13 protein-coding genes are annotated in these 13,552 nt (G+C 70.6%); 3 read left to right on the top strand and 10 right to left on the bottom strand.

The window, feature by feature from the left end; genetic code table 11:
- Positions 1-164: 164 nt before the first annotated feature.
- From groL to ACFXJ5_RS07070, 8 genes are all read right to left on the bottom strand, one after another.
- Positions 165-1,829 (bottom strand): chaperonin GroEL, encoded by a 1,665-nt coding sequence (gene groL, locus ACFXJ5_RS07105; RefSeq protein WP_384627958.1) that lies wholly within the window; start codon positions 1,827-1,829, stop codon positions 165-167.
- Between the two features lie 151 nt (positions 1,830-1,980).
- The gene (locus ACFXJ5_RS07100; RefSeq protein WP_384627955.1) at positions 1,981-3,006 is read right to left on the bottom strand and encodes an NAD(P)-dependent alcohol dehydrogenase; all 1,026 of its coding nucleotides are present in this window, start codon (positions 3,004-3,006) and stop codon (positions 1,981-1,983) included.
- The gene (locus tag ACFXJ5_RS07095; RefSeq protein WP_384627952.1) at positions 3,003-3,719 is read right to left on the bottom strand and encodes an iron-sulfur cluster assembly protein; all 717 of its coding nucleotides are present in this window, start codon (positions 3,717-3,719) and stop codon (positions 3,003-3,005) included. Before ACFXJ5_RS07095 ends, ACFXJ5_RS07100 begins: the two co-directional genes overlap by 4 nt.
- The gene (locus ACFXJ5_RS07090; RefSeq protein ID WP_384627949.1) at positions 3,716-4,759 is read right to left on the bottom strand and encodes an amidohydrolase family protein; all 1,044 of its coding nucleotides are present in this window, start codon (positions 4,757-4,759) and stop codon (positions 3,716-3,718) included. Before ACFXJ5_RS07090 ends, ACFXJ5_RS07095 begins: the two co-directional genes overlap by 4 nt.
- A gap of 17 nt (positions 4,760-4,776) precedes the next feature.
- Positions 4,777-5,145: a propane 2-monooxygenase effector subunit MimD gene (gene mimD, locus ACFXJ5_RS07085; protein WP_384627946.1), complete on the bottom strand. Its 369-nt coding sequence runs from the start codon at positions 5,143-5,145 to the stop codon at positions 4,777-4,779.
- Positions 5,142-6,260: an aromatic/alkene monooxygenase hydroxylase subunit beta gene (locus ACFXJ5_RS07080; RefSeq protein ID WP_384627943.1), complete on the bottom strand. Its 1,119-nt coding sequence runs from the start codon at positions 6,258-6,260 to the stop codon at positions 5,142-5,144. Before ACFXJ5_RS07080 ends, mimD begins: the two co-directional genes overlap by 4 nt.
- Positions 6,261-6,306: 46 nt before the next feature.
- Complete coding sequence (locus ACFXJ5_RS07075; protein WP_384627940.1) at positions 6,307-7,338, bottom strand: FAD-binding oxidoreductase; 1,032 nt, start codon at positions 7,336-7,338, stop codon at positions 6,307-6,309.
- 107 nt (positions 7,339-7,445) lie between these two features.
- Positions 7,446-9,089: a methane monooxygenase gene (locus ACFXJ5_RS07070; RefSeq protein WP_384627937.1), complete on the bottom strand. Its 1,644-nt coding sequence runs from the start codon at positions 9,087-9,089 to the stop codon at positions 7,446-7,448.
- A 284-nt stretch (positions 9,090-9,373) separates the two neighbouring features.
- Here ACFXJ5_RS07070 and ACFXJ5_RS07065 point away from each other — a divergent pair, with 284 nt between their 5' ends.
- On the top strand, positions 9,374-11,221 hold the full coding sequence (locus ACFXJ5_RS07065) for a sigma-54-dependent Fis family transcriptional regulator (protein WP_384627934.1): 1,848 nt from the start codon (positions 9,374-9,376) through the stop codon (positions 11,219-11,221).
- Between the two features lie 105 nt (positions 11,222-11,326).
- On the opposite strand, the gene ACFXJ5_RS07060 is transcribed toward ACFXJ5_RS07065, so the two are convergent.
- Both ACFXJ5_RS07060 and ACFXJ5_RS07055 read right to left on the bottom strand, forming a co-directional pair.
- Positions 11,327-11,557 (bottom strand): hypothetical protein, encoded by a 231-nt coding sequence (locus ACFXJ5_RS07060; RefSeq protein WP_384627931.1) that lies wholly within the window; start codon positions 11,555-11,557, stop codon positions 11,327-11,329.
- A gap of 123 nt (positions 11,558-11,680) precedes the next feature.
- The gene (locus ACFXJ5_RS07055; protein WP_384627928.1) at positions 11,681-12,286 is read right to left on the bottom strand and encodes a DUF4328 domain-containing protein; all 606 of its coding nucleotides are present in this window, start codon (positions 12,284-12,286) and stop codon (positions 11,681-11,683) included.
- Between the two features lie 224 nt (positions 12,287-12,510).
- On the opposite strand from ACFXJ5_RS07055, the gene ACFXJ5_RS07050 reads away from it, so the two are divergent.
- Positions 12,511-12,642, top strand: a complete 132-nt coding sequence (locus tag ACFXJ5_RS07050) for a hypothetical protein (RefSeq protein WP_384627926.1) — start codon at positions 12,511-12,513, stop codon at positions 12,640-12,642.
- A 79-nt stretch (positions 12,643-12,721) separates the two neighbouring features.
- Positions 12,722-13,480, top strand: a complete 759-nt coding sequence (locus ACFXJ5_RS07045) for an IclR family transcriptional regulator (protein ID WP_384627923.1) — start codon at positions 12,722-12,724, stop codon at positions 13,478-13,480.
- Positions 13,481-13,552 lie beyond the last annotated feature (72 nt).

Here is a 13,552-nt window from a genome sequence, read left to right as displayed (position 1 = left end):
CGCTCAGCCGGAGCGGTGGTGCGGGTCGTCACCGGCCCGGTGGGGCTGTTTCTGTCGTGTCCGGACCACCGGCCGGTGGTGGGTGCTCGCGCAGTTCCCCGCGCCCCTGAAGGGGCGCATCCCCTTCCGTCCCTTGCTGGGCCACAGGCCGATGACGGGCCTCCTCAGGGGATGTTGGACGGCCGGGCCAGCCCCTCCGCGAGGTCGCCGATCTCCGGGGAGACGATGGAGCCGGGGTTGCCGATGACCTCCTCGACCACGAGGGTCTCGGTGGTGAGCAGGAGCGCGGCGATGGACGCGGCGCTGAGCAGGGCGCTGCGGGTGACCTTGACCGGGTCGATGACGCCGCGTACGTGCAGGTCGGCGTAGTCGCCGCGCAGGGCGTCGAGGCCGAAGCCGACGGGGAGGGCGGCGACGCGGCGTTCGGCGTCGTCGGGGTCGAGGCCGGCGTTGATGGCGATCCAGCGCAGTGGTTCCGCGAGGGCCTTGGCGACGATGGCGCGCCCGATGGCGGGGTCGCCGCTGAAGCCGTCGCCGGACCCGTCGAGGGCCGCGATGTCGGCGCGCACATGCACCAGGGCCGCGCCGCCGCCCGCGACGACGCCCTCCTCGGCGGCGGCGCGCGTGGCGGCGAGGGAGTCCTCCAACCGCATCTGCTTCTCGCGGAGTTCGACGCCGCTGGCGGCGCCGACGCGGATGACGGCGACGCCGCCGGAGAGCTTGGCGATGCGTTCGCCGAGCTTGTCGCGGTCGTGCTCGTTGGTGGCGCGTTCCAGCTCGGTCTTGAGGTTCTCGATGCGTTCGCTCACCCGCTCCTTGCCGCCCGCGCCGCCGAGGATGGTGGTGGAGCGCTCGGTGGCGATGACCTTCTCCGCCCGGCCCAGGTCCTCCAGGGTGGCGCCTTCCAGGGTGCGGCCGGCGGTGCCGGTGATGACCCGGCCGCCGGTGAGGGCCGCCATGTCCTCCAGTTCCGCGATCCGCCGGAAGCCGAAGCCGGGGGCGCGTACGGCGAGGGAACGGAAGGTGCCGTGGGCCGCGTTGGTGACGAGCATGCCGAGGGCGGGGCCGTCGATGTTCTCGGCGACCACGACCAGCGGGGCGCCGGTGCGGGTCACCTGGTCCAGGAGCGGCATCAGTTCCCGTACCTTGACGATCTTGGTGTCGCAGTAGAGCAGGTACGGATTCTCCAGCACCGCCTCCATGCGTCCCTGGTCGGTGACCATGTACGGCGAGACCCAGCCGTTGTCGAACTCCAGGCCCTCCGCGTACTCGACGCTCAGCCCGTACGCCGAGGACTCCTCCACGGTGACGACGCCGGTGCGCCCGACCCGGGCCACGGCCTCGGCGATGGCCGCGCCGATGGCGGGGTCGTTGTTGGCGGACAGCGCGGCGACGCGGACCAGTTCCTCGTCGGAACTGACCGGCCGGGACTGGGCGGCGAGGGAGTCGACGGCGGCGGCCACGGCGGCCTCGATGCCGTTCTTCAGCAGCACCGGGTTGGCGCCGTCGTTGACCGCCTTCAGGCCCTCGCGGACGATGGCCTGGGCGAGCACCGTCGCGGTGGTGGTGCCGTCGCCGACGTCCCCGTTGGTGCGGGTGGCCACCTCCTTGACGAGTTGGGCGCCCATGTTGGCGAAGGGGTCCTTGAGCTGGATCTCGCGAGCGATGGTGACGCCGTCGTTGGTGATGGTCGGCGGTCCGGTCAGCTTCTCCAGTACCGCGTTGCGGCCCTTGGGCCCGAGGGTGACGCGCACCGCGTCGGCGAGCGCGTTCACCCCGCTCTCCAGCAGTGCGCGCGCTTCGGCGTTGAAGCGCAGGTCCTTCGCCATGGCGGTGTCGTCCTTCCGTCCAGCGGTGTACGTACGGGGGTTGCGGGTCGGTGGTGCGGTGGCGGCGGCCGGTACGGAGTCCGTGGTGCGCCGACCCCTGGGGATCCACGGACCGGGCCGCCGCCACCTGTACGGGGGGGGAGGGCCAGGATCAGGGCACGAGCACCGCGCGCCCCCTCACCCGGCCCTGGTCGAGGTCCTCCAGGGCCCGGTCGAAGGCGTCCAGGGGATAGGTGACGGTGTGCAGGGTGACGAGGCCACGGGCGGCCAGGTCCATCAGCTCCACCAGGTCGGTGTACGAACCGACCAGGTTCCCGATGAAGTTGATCTCGGAGGAGATGATGTCGATGGTCGGCACGGACAGGGTGCCGCCGTAACCGATGACGTAGTAGTCGCCGGCCCGCCGCAGCATCCGTACGCCGTCCTCCAGCGCGCCGCCCTCGCCGACGAAGTCGAGCACCGCCTCGGCGCCCTGTCCGCCGGTGAGCGAGGCGACCTGCTCGACCTGGGTGCCGTCGGCGACCACCGTGTGGTGGGCGCCGAGGGTCTCGGCCAGCTTCAGCGCCTCGGCGGAGGAGTCGACGACGATCAGCTCGGCCGGGGTCAGGGCACGCAGCACCTGGACACCGATGTGCCCGAGGCCACCCGCGCCGATCACCACGGCCTTGTCGCCCGGGGCGAGCCTGCGGGCCGCTTTCTTGGCCGCGTGATACGCAGTCAGCCCGGCGTCGGCGAGAGCCGCGACGTCCGCCGGGGCGAGCCCCGGGCCGAGCGGGACGACGGCGCGGGCGTTGGTCCGCAGGTACTCGGCGAAGCCCCCGTCCGCGTCGATGCCGGGGAAGGCGCTCGCCGCGCAGTGCACGTCGTCGCCGCGCCGGCAGGCGGGGCACAGGCCGCAGGTGACCAGCGGATGCAGGATCACCGGGTCGCCGGGGGCCACACCGGTGACGGCGGAGCCCACGTCCGCCACCCAGCCCGCGTTCTCGTGGCCCTGGATGTACGGCAGGGCGACGCCGCTCTTGGCCGCCCACTGGCCCTCGATGATGTGCAGGTCGGTACGGCACACCCCGGCGCCGCCGATCCTGACCACCACGTCCAGCGGCCCGGTGACGACCGGGTCGGGCACCTCGTCGAGCACGGGCCGGCGATCGTAGGCATGCAGGCGTACGGCTTTCATCCGCTTCCCTCCTCTTCCGACGGCCCGTAGCGGACCGCGAGCAGGCCCTCGCAGACCTCGGTGTTGGCGCCGATGCCGACCCCCGCCGTACGGCCCCGCAGCAGGTGCCGTTCGAGCGCGGCGGCCGGCACCGGCCGGCCCTGGTCGTCGGCGAACAGCGGGGCGGCGGGGCCGGAGGGCAGGCCGAGCAGGGTCCGCCGCCGGCGCAGCGTCACCGTGAGCCGTTCCGGCACGTCGCCGAGGACAGCGTCGGCGAGCTGCAGCATGGTCCAGCCGCGTTCCAGCAGCCGCTTGCCGAGCCTGGCCTGGGCGGCGAGGTGTCCTTTGCGTACGAACACCGCCCGCAGCTCCTCCATCCGGTCGGGATCGGCGAGGCCGGGGAACGCCTCGGCGAAGCCCTTGCCGCATCCGACGCCCTCGTTGATCTCGTCGGAGGCGAAGTGGTCCTCGAGGATCACCCGGCACTCGCGGGCCCAGGAGAGCGTGGCCAGGGCGCGACGGGCGTCCTCCACCATCAGCCAGGCGAAGTTGGGGGCGCAGAAGTAGGTGGGCAGCCGGAGAGTGGCCTCCACCGAGCCGTCGGCGCCGACGCTGACGGACCGTACGAAGCCGAGTTCGGTGATCGGCCGGTCGAGTTCCGGGTCGAGGACCGTCGCCAGCGCGGTGTTGACGGCGGTGGCCCGGTCCACCGCCTCGGTGACGGCGGCGGTCATGCCGCTGCCGACCCGGTGTTCGGCCCGACCGACACGCCGTCCTCCGGCGGGGCGGTGGGCAGCTGGGCGTGCTCGGGGACCTTGAGATCGTAGAGCCGGGCGTGGTTGAGGCCGAGGATCTTGCGCTTGATGTCGGTGGTCAGGACGCCGTACTCGCTCTGCAGGTCCTCGGGGATCTGGAAGTCGACGAACCGCTCGATGAGCCACTTGGGGCTCCAGATCGCGTAGTCGCTGCCGAACACGATCCGGTCGTCGTCCAGCCAGTACAGCAACTCGCCGATGATCTTGGCGAAGTAGCGGGGCCGGGTGTGGATGAACGGCAGGACCACGGACAGACCCGCGTACACGTTCGGCTCCTGCGTGGCGATCCAGCAGAAGTCGTCGAGGCGCGGCAGGCCGGCGTGCTCCACGATGAAGTTGAGCTCGGGGAAGGCGCTGGCGGCGTGGTCCACGTCGGCGACGTCGAAGGCGTCCCGGTTCAGCGGCCAGATGGTGGGGCCCTTGTGGATGTGGATGTTGCGGATGCCGAGCCGCGCGCACAGCGCCAGGTAGTCCTGCGCCTCGGGGTCGGAGAGCTTCCAGCCCTTGGAGGAACCGCGCCACTCGGCGGTGTAGAGCTTGACGCCGCGCAGGTTCCACTCGGCGTGCAGCTTCTCCAGGCGCTCCAGGCCGGGTTCGCCCTCGCGCGGGTCGAAGGCGCCGTTGACGATCAGCCGGTCGGGGTACTTGCGGGCCAGCGCGCCGTTGCGCTCGGTGGTGTTGAAGCCCTCGTGGTAGAACTCGCCGAGGTAGGTGGGCTGGAAGATCGCCCAGTCCGCGTAGCCGGTCTCGAAGATGTCGTGGACCAGGTCCTGTTCCCTGTACTTGCGGAACTTCTCCAGCGGCCAGACCCACTCCTGCGGGCTGAGGTTGCGCTGGTAGTCGTAGAAGCAGCGGATGAACCCCTCGCCGTACTTGTTGGCGGTGTTCTCCTCGCTGGCGTCCCAGTAGTGGATGTGCCCGTCGACGATGAAGTAGTCGACTCCGTCCTTGTGATACATGCGTGCTCCTGCCTTCCTCAGTCGACGGGGACGAGGTCGAAGTCGATGTACTCGGCGGCGTCCTCGGGGTTGGCGAACAGGATGGTCCGGTCGTCCAGGTGGACCATCCGGCCGTAGTGGGTGGACATGATCTCCTCGAAGTCGCTCACCCCGAACTCGAAGCCGAGCGCCTCGGAGATCTCCTCGAAGTCGAAGGTCAGCAGCCGCACCCCGTCCACCCGGATCATGGAGGGGAAGTCGGTGACGGTGACGTTCTCCTTGCCGCGCATCACGTCGGCGACGACGTGGCCGTTCTGGTTGTTCATGAGGGTGACTCCGCAGCGGTTGGAGGAGCTGCGGTCGACCGAGAAGCCGGACGCGGGTGTGGTCCCGGGCGTGCTGGTCACTGGTTCATCCCTTCTACGGAGGAGCTGAGGCCGAGGCCGTCCATCAGCCGGACGTAACGGTCCTTGGCCCGGTCGAGGCTGTCCTCGAAGCGCAGCACCTTCTCGTCGGCCTGCGACCACAGCGGCTGCAGCCGACGGGCGGCGTCCAGGCTGAGCGGCAGCCACCGGTCCAGCCAGCGCGCGGCGATGGCGCGGTTGGCGTCACCGTGCTCCTCGTCCTTGAAGACCAGTTCGAACAGCGCGCGGGTCCAGCGCAGGTCGCGGTCGTAATCGCCCTCGCCCGCGCCGATCACCGCCGGGGTGGTGAAGTCGCCGTTGCGGGCGGCGATCTGCATGACCAGGTGGCTGCGGAACAGCTCACCGACCAGGGGCTCGAAGACCAGGTTGGTGGCGAAGGTGGCCTCCGCCCAGTCCTGGATGGCGGTGAGCCGTTCGACGGTCTCGCGTACGCCCTGCCAGACCGGGTCGCTCTGCCAGGCGGCGATGTGCGCGGAGCCGTCGAAGGTGGACAACTGCTCCTCGATGTCGAGGTTGTAGAGCGCGAGGTCCTGGGCGAAGCGGAGCTTGTGAGTGCCGTTGACCGCGAGCGCGTTGTTGATCATGTTGGTGGGCGCGGAGCGCTGGATGGTGACGAACACATGCATGCCCAGGCCCTGTTCGGCGTGCATCCAGGCGCCGACGTTGCGCTCCACGAAGCGGGTCCAGGTGGGCGTCCACTGCTGGTACGCCTCCGCCTTGCGGGCGTTGGAGAGGTTCTGCTGGATCTGCCGCACCACGTTGGCGTTGTTGCGGTAGATCGTCTGCTCCCACTCCTCGTTCGGGTCGCGGAAGCGGTGCCAGTCGCCGGAGCGCAGCTCGGTCCAGTCGTGCGGGTAGCCGCCCTCGCCGTCGGCGAAGCCGTAGATCCAGCCCTGGAGGAGGTGCCGCTCGGGGTCCGGCTGGACGTCGAAGGTGACGTCCTCGTACATGGTGGCGCGCATCTTCTGCGGCTTGTAGTAGGTGAACGCCCGGCTGCCGGAGCTGGGGAAGACCAGAGCTCCCGCCTCGGCGTCGGTGAACTGCGGTTTGGGGAAGCTGCGTTGTTCCTTGACCGGCTTGTCGGCTTGCGTGGTCATGCGTACGGCTCCTCGCATCGGTCAGGTCGGATGGGATCAGGTCGGGTCAGGTGTCGGTGGAAGTGGTGAACTTGTCCAGGAAGATCCGCTCCTCCGGCATGCCCTTGCCGGTGAGCAGGTCCATCGCGGCGTCGCACATCGGCGGCGGGCCGCACAGATAGGCGTCGGCGCCCGACAGATCGCCCTCGTGGCGGTCGACGACCTCGGTGATCAGCCCCTGCTCGTAGCCGCCCGACGGGTCCTCGGACAGGGCGGGCAGGAAGGCGAAGTCCGTGAGACCCCGGCCGAGCTTGGCGATCTCCTCCAGGGCGAACAGGTCCCGCTCGGTGCGCGCCCCGTAGTAGAACCGGGTGCGCCGGGCGCTGCCGGTGGCGGCCAGGCCGCGCAGCTGGGCCAGGACCGGCGCCATGCCGGCTCCGCCCGCCAGCAGGATCAGGTCGCGGTCCGGGGCGTCGCGCATCACGCAGGTGCCGTAGGGGCCCTTGACCGTCAGCGGATCGCCGGGGCCGATGGCACCGTCGAGCAGCCCGGAGAACATGCCACCCGGGTAGCGCTTGATGAGGAACTCGAGCCTGCCGCCGGGGCCTTCACCCGGCAGGCCGGCCATCGAGAAGGACCGCCACTGGTCGGTGCCGGGCACCGCGATGTCCACGTACTGCCCGGTGCGGTACGGGATCTCGTGGCCGGCGTCGATGTCCAGGGCGAGCCGGACGATGTCAGGGGTGAGCGGCTGCACCGCGGCGACCGTGGTGCGGGCCTCGCGGGGCGGGATGCCGTTGAGCAGCATCTCCTCGTCGTAGTTGATGAGTTCCACGCTCAGGTCGCCGAAGGCGTGCGTCCGGCAGAGCAGGACGTACCCCTCGTCGCTCTCGTAGTCGGCCAGCGCGAAGGTGGAGTAGCGCTCCATCTGCTGGTCGCCGTCGAGGAGGAAGGACTTGCAGGACGAGCACTGGCCCTCCTTGCAGCCGTGCATCAGCATGACGCCCTGGCGGAACGCGGCGTCCAGTACGGTCTCGTCCTCGTCGGCCTCGATCTCGATGCCGACCGGTTCGAATCGGATGCGGTGCTTGTCGCCCACGGGACCAGCCCTTCCGTGACGGGTGACGGGTACGGATACGGGTGACGGGGGTACGGGTGACGGGGATGCGGCGGGGCCCCTGGGGCGCAAGGGCCCCGCCGGTCGGCTCAGACCGTGGACGGCGTGATGTTGCTGCGGCTGCGGTAGTCCGCGATGTGCGCCTCGCGCTCCTCGTCGGACATCTCGTTGAGCGACACGTTGGGGCTGACGAAGGTGTTGCCCCGGACGTCGTCCAGCGTCCACAGCTTCTTCGGGTCGTCGAGGTCCAGGTGCGGCTGCGGAACGAGCGTCCTGCCGTCGTCGCGTACGTACCCGAGGTCGGTGACGATGTCGGCCAGATCCCGCCCGTGGTAGACGGTCTCCCACTCGCGCTTGCCGGTCAGCCGCCCCATGGACGGGGTGGCCCGGCCCTCGTACTCGGGCCGGAAGGCCGTCGTGTCGGTCCACGCGCACGTCTCGGAGCAGTACGTGCGCCACTGGCCGTCGACCTTGTCGACCACCATGTCCTGCCGGATCAGGCACGGCACCATGCAGGTCCAGCAGCGGTGCGGGTACTGGTAGCCGACGTCCTCGAAGGCGATCGGCTTGTTGGCACCCGGATGCCGAAGCCGGTTGTACGCCTCCCACCAGGCGCCGTACTCGGCGTACCAGCCGGGGTACTTGGACTCGAACCACTCGAAGTCCTCATCCGTCATCCCGTCGATCCGCCAGAAGTTGACGGGCCAGCCGGTGGCGAAGAACTGGGCGACCTTGTGGACGTAGCCCTGGTCCCAGATCCGGTGCCAGGCCTGCTCGACGAGGTCGTGCGGGATCTTCAGGCCGTACTTCTCCAGCGGCATCAGGTACGACCGGTAGTAGTCGTCGTAGATCCAGCGGCGCCACATCTCGGCGTAGCTGTCCCGGTCCTTGCGGCGGTCCTTGCTGCCGTACTCGATGAAGGTGCCGATGGCGGCGTCCACCACGCAGTGGTTGTTCCACCAGGCGTAGCGCAGGTCGCGTTCCAGCAGCTGGCGGTTCTCCTCGTCGGCGAGCGCCATCAGCAGGATCGAGTACCCGTTGGAGATGTGCCGGGACTCGTCCGACTGCACCGAGTGGAAGACGGTCGGCAGCAGGTAGTCCCCGTTGGCGGCGGCCTCGGCGGGCATCGCCACGAACAGGGTGTTCGTGAAGGCGGTCTCCGCGACCAGCGTCAGATAGACGTTGGCGGCGGTGATCGCGTCACCGGTGATGAACCCCTCGCCGAACTGCCGGCCGATGGTGCCGGCGTAGCAGTTGGCGAACGCCTTCTCGGAGATGTCGAACCCGGCGGGGTCGATGTAGTGGTTCATGTAGAGGCGCTTGAGGTTCATCTGGATCGTCGAGTGACGGACCTCGTCGATCATCTGGACGGCGAGTCCGTTGTGCAGCTGCGGGTTGGGCACCGCGCCGATCGCCATCGGCATGGCGCGGGCCGCGCTGATCTCGGGGAACGGGATGATGGACAGGAACAGCTTCTGCCACTCCATCCAGCGCTGCTGGACCTGGCGGAACATGTTGCCCCGGATGGCGCCGTCCATCGCGCCGTAGACCCGGTTGTCCTTCTCCTCCTCCATCGGGAAGTAGGAGCGCAGGACCTGCTTGAGCGGGTCCTTCTTGGGGGCCCTGTCGAAGCGGTAGTCGGTCGCGAAGCGGTTGGCCGGCGTGGCGAACGTCGGCTCCCACGACAACTCGGTGATCTTCTTGTGCGCCTTGCTCAGGCTCTGTCGGCTCACGGGTGATGCTCCTCCGGCTGACTCGGCGGCGAGGTGGGAATCCTCGGTCTGCCCCCTCCGGTCCTGCGGCGGCGCACTGCCGTCTGCGGCTGGGGTGGACCCATCGTGGGGTCGTCCGCGAGCGCCCGACGTCTCAAGTTGAGACAGCCTCGCGAACACGGGGCTGGCCACCGCGGGACCACCGGACGTAACGTGCTGGAAACCCCCCGAATCCGGAGAGTCACTCCACGGGAGAGGGGCACACGCCGATGAAAGCCGTCGAACCCATGGACCCCGTGCCACCCATGGAACAGAGGAAACCGCAGCTCACGGGCGTGCGGATCAGCCTGGAGCGTCCCGTCCCGCACCTCAATCCGGTCCGCGCGCGGACCCGGTTCCTGGAGGGCGAGCTGGAGGACGAGACCGACTCACGGACCGAGGTGCGTCCGCCGATCCTCGACTCCTGGCGCCGTTCGCGCTTCTTCGGCGTGGACGCCGACCGTATCGAGACCCCGTACAACGCCGACTTCGACCCGCACTCCCGGCTCGCCACCGCCGCCCGGCCCGTCCTCGACCGGCTGTCCGACGCCCTGCACGGCACCCCGATGTGCCTCATCCTGACCGACTCCCGGGGGCGGGTGCGCGAACGCAGGACCGGCGACCACGCGCTCCACCGCCACCTCGACGACATCAGCCTCGCGCCCGGCTTCAGCTACGCCGAGGAGTACGTCGGCACCAACGGCATCGGCACCGCCGCCGAGGAAGGCCGGACCTCCCACGTCTTCGGCTCGGAGCACTTCTCCGAGCGCCTCCAGCGGGTGTCCTGCGCCGCCGCCCCCATCCGCAACCCGGCCAGCGGGCGGCTGCTCGGCCTGATCGACCTGACCTCGTGGCAGCACACCGCCTCCCCGCTGATGCTGGCGCTGGTCAGGGAGGCCGCCGCCGACATCGAGGAACGCGTCCTCGACATCGGCTCCGAGCGTGAGCGCGCCGCCCTGCGCGCCTTCCTGACCTCACGCCCCAGCTCACGCCGGGCGCTCGTCACCCTCACCGACGGCCTGCTGCTCGCCGACGCCGCCGCCACGGAGCTGCTCAGCCCGGCCGACCACCGCCGGCTCCGGGAGATCGCCGCCGACCAGCCGGACCGCCTCGACCAGCGGCTGCTGCTCAGCGACGGCCGGACCGTACAGGTGCGGGGCGAGCCGGTGGCCGGCCCGGAGGCGGGCGGGGCCCCGGCGGGATATCTGCTCGAGCTGCGTATCGTCACCGAACGGCAGGAGTCCGCTCCGCGCACCCCGTCCCGTACGCTCCGGCTGCCCGGCGTCATCGGCTCGAGCCCGGTGTTCGGCAGCGCCGTCGCCCAGCTCGTACGTCAGTGCCAACAGAGCCGCTGGACCCTCGTGGAGGGCGAGGCGGGCACCGGCAAGCTCGAACTGGTCCGGGGCGCACACCGGCACACCGGTCCGACGACCCCGTTCGCCGTGCACGACGCCGCCAACGCCCGAGGCGCGACGGCACGCTGGCTGCAGGCGGTGTTCCAGGGCCTCGCCGAGGACCAGGGCACCGTCGTCCTGCGCCACCTCGACCTGCTGCCCTCCGCCGTTGCCGTACAGCTCGACGGGGTGCTGCGGGCCACGGCCGGGCGCTCCGGCTGGGTCGTCGGCCTGCTCACCCGCGACCGCCACACCACTGCCGGCCCGGGCACCCCGGCCCCCGCCTTCGCCACCCTGACGGGACGGTTCAGCGCCGAGGTCACCGTGCCCCCGCTGCGCCACCGCACCGCCGACATCCCGGCCCTCGCGGCCGGCCTGCTCGCCCGCCACAGCAGGGGCGACGACGCCATCCGCTGTACCGACGCCGCCCTGCGAGCCCTGTCCCGGGCCCCCTGGCCGGGCAACGTACGCCAGCTCGAAGGATCCCTCCGGTACGCCGAGGCGCACCGCACCGGGCCGATGATCGAGGAGACCGACCTCCCGCCGACCCTCCTCTCGCAGGCCCAACACCCCCTGTCCCCCTGGGAGTCCACCGAACGCGACATGATCGTCCAGGCCCTCCTGGACCACGGCGGCGACAAGACCAAGGCCGCCCGCGCCCTCGGCATCTCCCGCGCCACGATCTACCGCAAGGTCACCGCCTACGGCATCCGGCTCTGAGCCCCTCACCGCCCGCCAGACCGGCGCTGCGATCCGCCGGCCGACCCCGCCGCGTACACGCCCCCAGAGCAAGGTCACCGCCTACGGCATCCGGCTCTGAGCCCCTCACCGCCCGCCAGGCCCGCGCTGCGATCCGCCGGCCGACCCCGCGGCGTACACGCTCCCCAGCCACAGCCCGACCGCCTCCCAGCAGCCGAGCACCACCCCGGCCACGGCCAGCCCCGGGCCGCCTGACACGCCGGCCACCGTCGCGACCGTCCCTGCGACAGCCAGCCCCACCCCCAACCCGCACAGCGCCTTGAGCCGCTCCCGGTGTCCCCACGACCTCATCACCACGACCCGGCCTCCTCCCACTCGCGCTCGCCCTGGCGCGGCGCTGCTCCGAGGCTGCCGCAGGCGAGGAGTGCACGGTGTCTCACTGTGAGACGTCACGGCGCCACCGGAGACGCCCACGAATTCTCAGGCGTGAGCGAGCGGTTCCACAGGTGACACGGCGCGGAGCGCGGCGCCCTGCTGTGCGGTGAGGCGCTCGATGACGCAGACCGCCAGCACCGCCGCGGCGGTGTTGAGCCCTGCCGACACCGCGATGAAGCCGATCGTGGCTCCCTGGCCTGCCCGGACCTCCACCGCGCCCACGACCGTGTGCCCGACCAGGGCCACCCACCAGGCGTTCACCAGAACCGTGTTGCGCCCCTTCGCCGACGGGCCGGCGCTCGCGCGGTCGATGTCGAGAACGAACCGTCGCGGGACCCAGAAGTTGACCAACGGTATGAGCCAGGCGACTACCGCCCAGAAACCGTTCACGGCGGCAGTGCCCGGGGAGAGAACCTCCGCGTTACGCCGGCATCGGCCGAGCCACACAAGGAAGAGCACGACCGCCAGAGTCATCAGGTAGGCGAAGACCATCGAAGCGAAGCCCGACGTGCTCAGCGACGCGTCCGTGGGATGCAAGAGCCGCCCCCTGACGGCCACCAGCCGAAACACGTCCGCAACCACTACCGCCGCGATCGCGCCCTGCGCGCAGCGGGCGAGGAGCCAGGGGGCCTTGCCGTCGGGTCTTGGCATTCCGGGGGGACCTACTTCTCGCGGGCATGCACTGTGGCAGCAAAGGACATGGGCGGCTTGGATCATACGATCGGCCCGCACCATCCCGGTCCGCTTTCCCGAAGCCGGCGGCCCACGGCACGCCGGACCCGCGGTTGCGTGGTCCGGCGGCACGCTCAAGGTCACCGTGCACGCCCGCCTGCGGCCCGGCGAATACCCGGTCCAGTACGCGCGCCTCCGGCCGGGTGCTGGCTCTGGACCTCCAGGGCCGCATCCGTTGGCAGCGCACCACCACGGGCCCCGTACTCCTCCTCGACGGGGACCGCCTCGTCTACTGCGACGGATCGCGCCTGGTCGGCCTCCGGGCCGGCACCTGACCCTGACCCTTTGTGGACCCGCTGGCTGCCCCCGCCGCGGAAACTTGCCGCCCCGGTGCGCCGAGTGCAAGCTTGGGGCATGGGTGCTCAGGACGGCCCTACGCTCATTACATCCGTGCAGCGAGCCTTCCGTTTGATGGAAGCCGTAGGGGCGCACGAGGGCGGTGCCCCGGCGAAGCAGCTGGCACGCGAGGTGGGGCTGCCCCTGGCCACCACCTATCACCTGCTGCGGACGCTGGCCCATGACGGGTACATACGGAAGCTGGACGACGGCGGGTTCGTCATCGGGGACAAGCTGCACCTGCTGCACGCCGGAAGTCGCGGGCAGGAGCTCCTCACCCGCATCCGGCCCACGCTGTCAGCCCTGCGCGACGAACTGTCGGCCGCCACGTACCTGACCTTCTACGAGGACGGCGAGATCCGGGTCGCCGAGATCGTCGACGGCCCCCGGGCACCACGGGTCGACCTCTGGGTGGGATTCGAGGACGCCGGGCACGCCACCGCGCTGGGCAAGTGCGTGCTGCGCGAACTGGACGGCGACTCCCGCAACGACTACCTCTCCCGGCACTCCCTCGCCGACCTCACGCCGCGCACCATCACCCACCGCTCCGAACTGCTCCGCCAGCTCGACTCGTCCCCCGCCGCCTCGGCCGTCATGGACCTGGAGGAGTACTCCCTCGGTACGGTCTGTGTCGCGGTCCCGGTGTACAGCGGGAACACCCTCGGCTCCCTCGGCGTCTCTCTCCGGGCAGACCGGCTCTCCCGCATCGACGAGGTCCGGGCGCGGCTGGTCCCGACGGCGAACCGGGTGACCAGGGGCCTTTCGCTCACTATCTGAAAATCCTCTCCTTGCGGCCCCTGCGCGATTACCTGTTCTCTGGATGAAACGGACATCCAGACGCGCGCGTCG

Origin of the sequence: Streptomyces sp. NPDC059373, from assembly GCF_042751495.1 — a bacterium.
Classification (GTDB): Bacteria; Actinomycetota; Actinomycetes; order Streptomycetales; family Streptomycetaceae; genus Actinacidiphila.
Note: the sequence above shows the minus strand (reverse complement) of the source record. Positions and strands in the feature narration are given on the sequence as shown.

Coding starts and splice junctions, on each gene's coding strand:
- ACFXJ5_RS07045 (WP_384627923.1), top strand. CDS start 12,722: ATGGGTGCTCAGGACGGCCCTACGCTCATTACATCCGTGCAGCGAGCC.
- groL (WP_384627958.1), bottom strand. CDS start 1,829: ATGGCGAAGGACCTGCGCTTCAACGCCGAAGCGCGCGCACTGCTGGAG.
- ACFXJ5_RS07090 (WP_384627949.1), bottom strand. CDS start 4,759: ATGTATCACAAGGACGGAGTCGACTACTTCATCGTCGACGGGCACATC.
- ACFXJ5_RS07100 (WP_384627955.1), bottom strand. CDS start 3,006: ATGAAAGCCGTACGCCTGCATGCCTACGATCGCCGGCCCGTGCTCGAC.
- ACFXJ5_RS07065 (WP_384627934.1), top strand. CDS start 9,374: ATGGAACAGAGGAAACCGCAGCTCACGGGCGTGCGGATCAGCCTGGAG.
- ACFXJ5_RS07080 (WP_384627943.1), bottom strand. CDS start 6,260: ATGACCACGCAAGCCGACAAGCCGGTCAAGGAACAACGCAGCTTCCCC.
- ACFXJ5_RS07055 (WP_384627928.1), bottom strand. CDS start 12,286: ATGCCAAGACCCGACGGCAAGGCCCCCTGGCTCCTCGCCCGCTGCGCG.
- ACFXJ5_RS07095 (WP_384627952.1), bottom strand. CDS start 3,719: ATGACCGCCGCCGTCACCGAGGCGGTGGACCGGGCCACCGCCGTCAAC.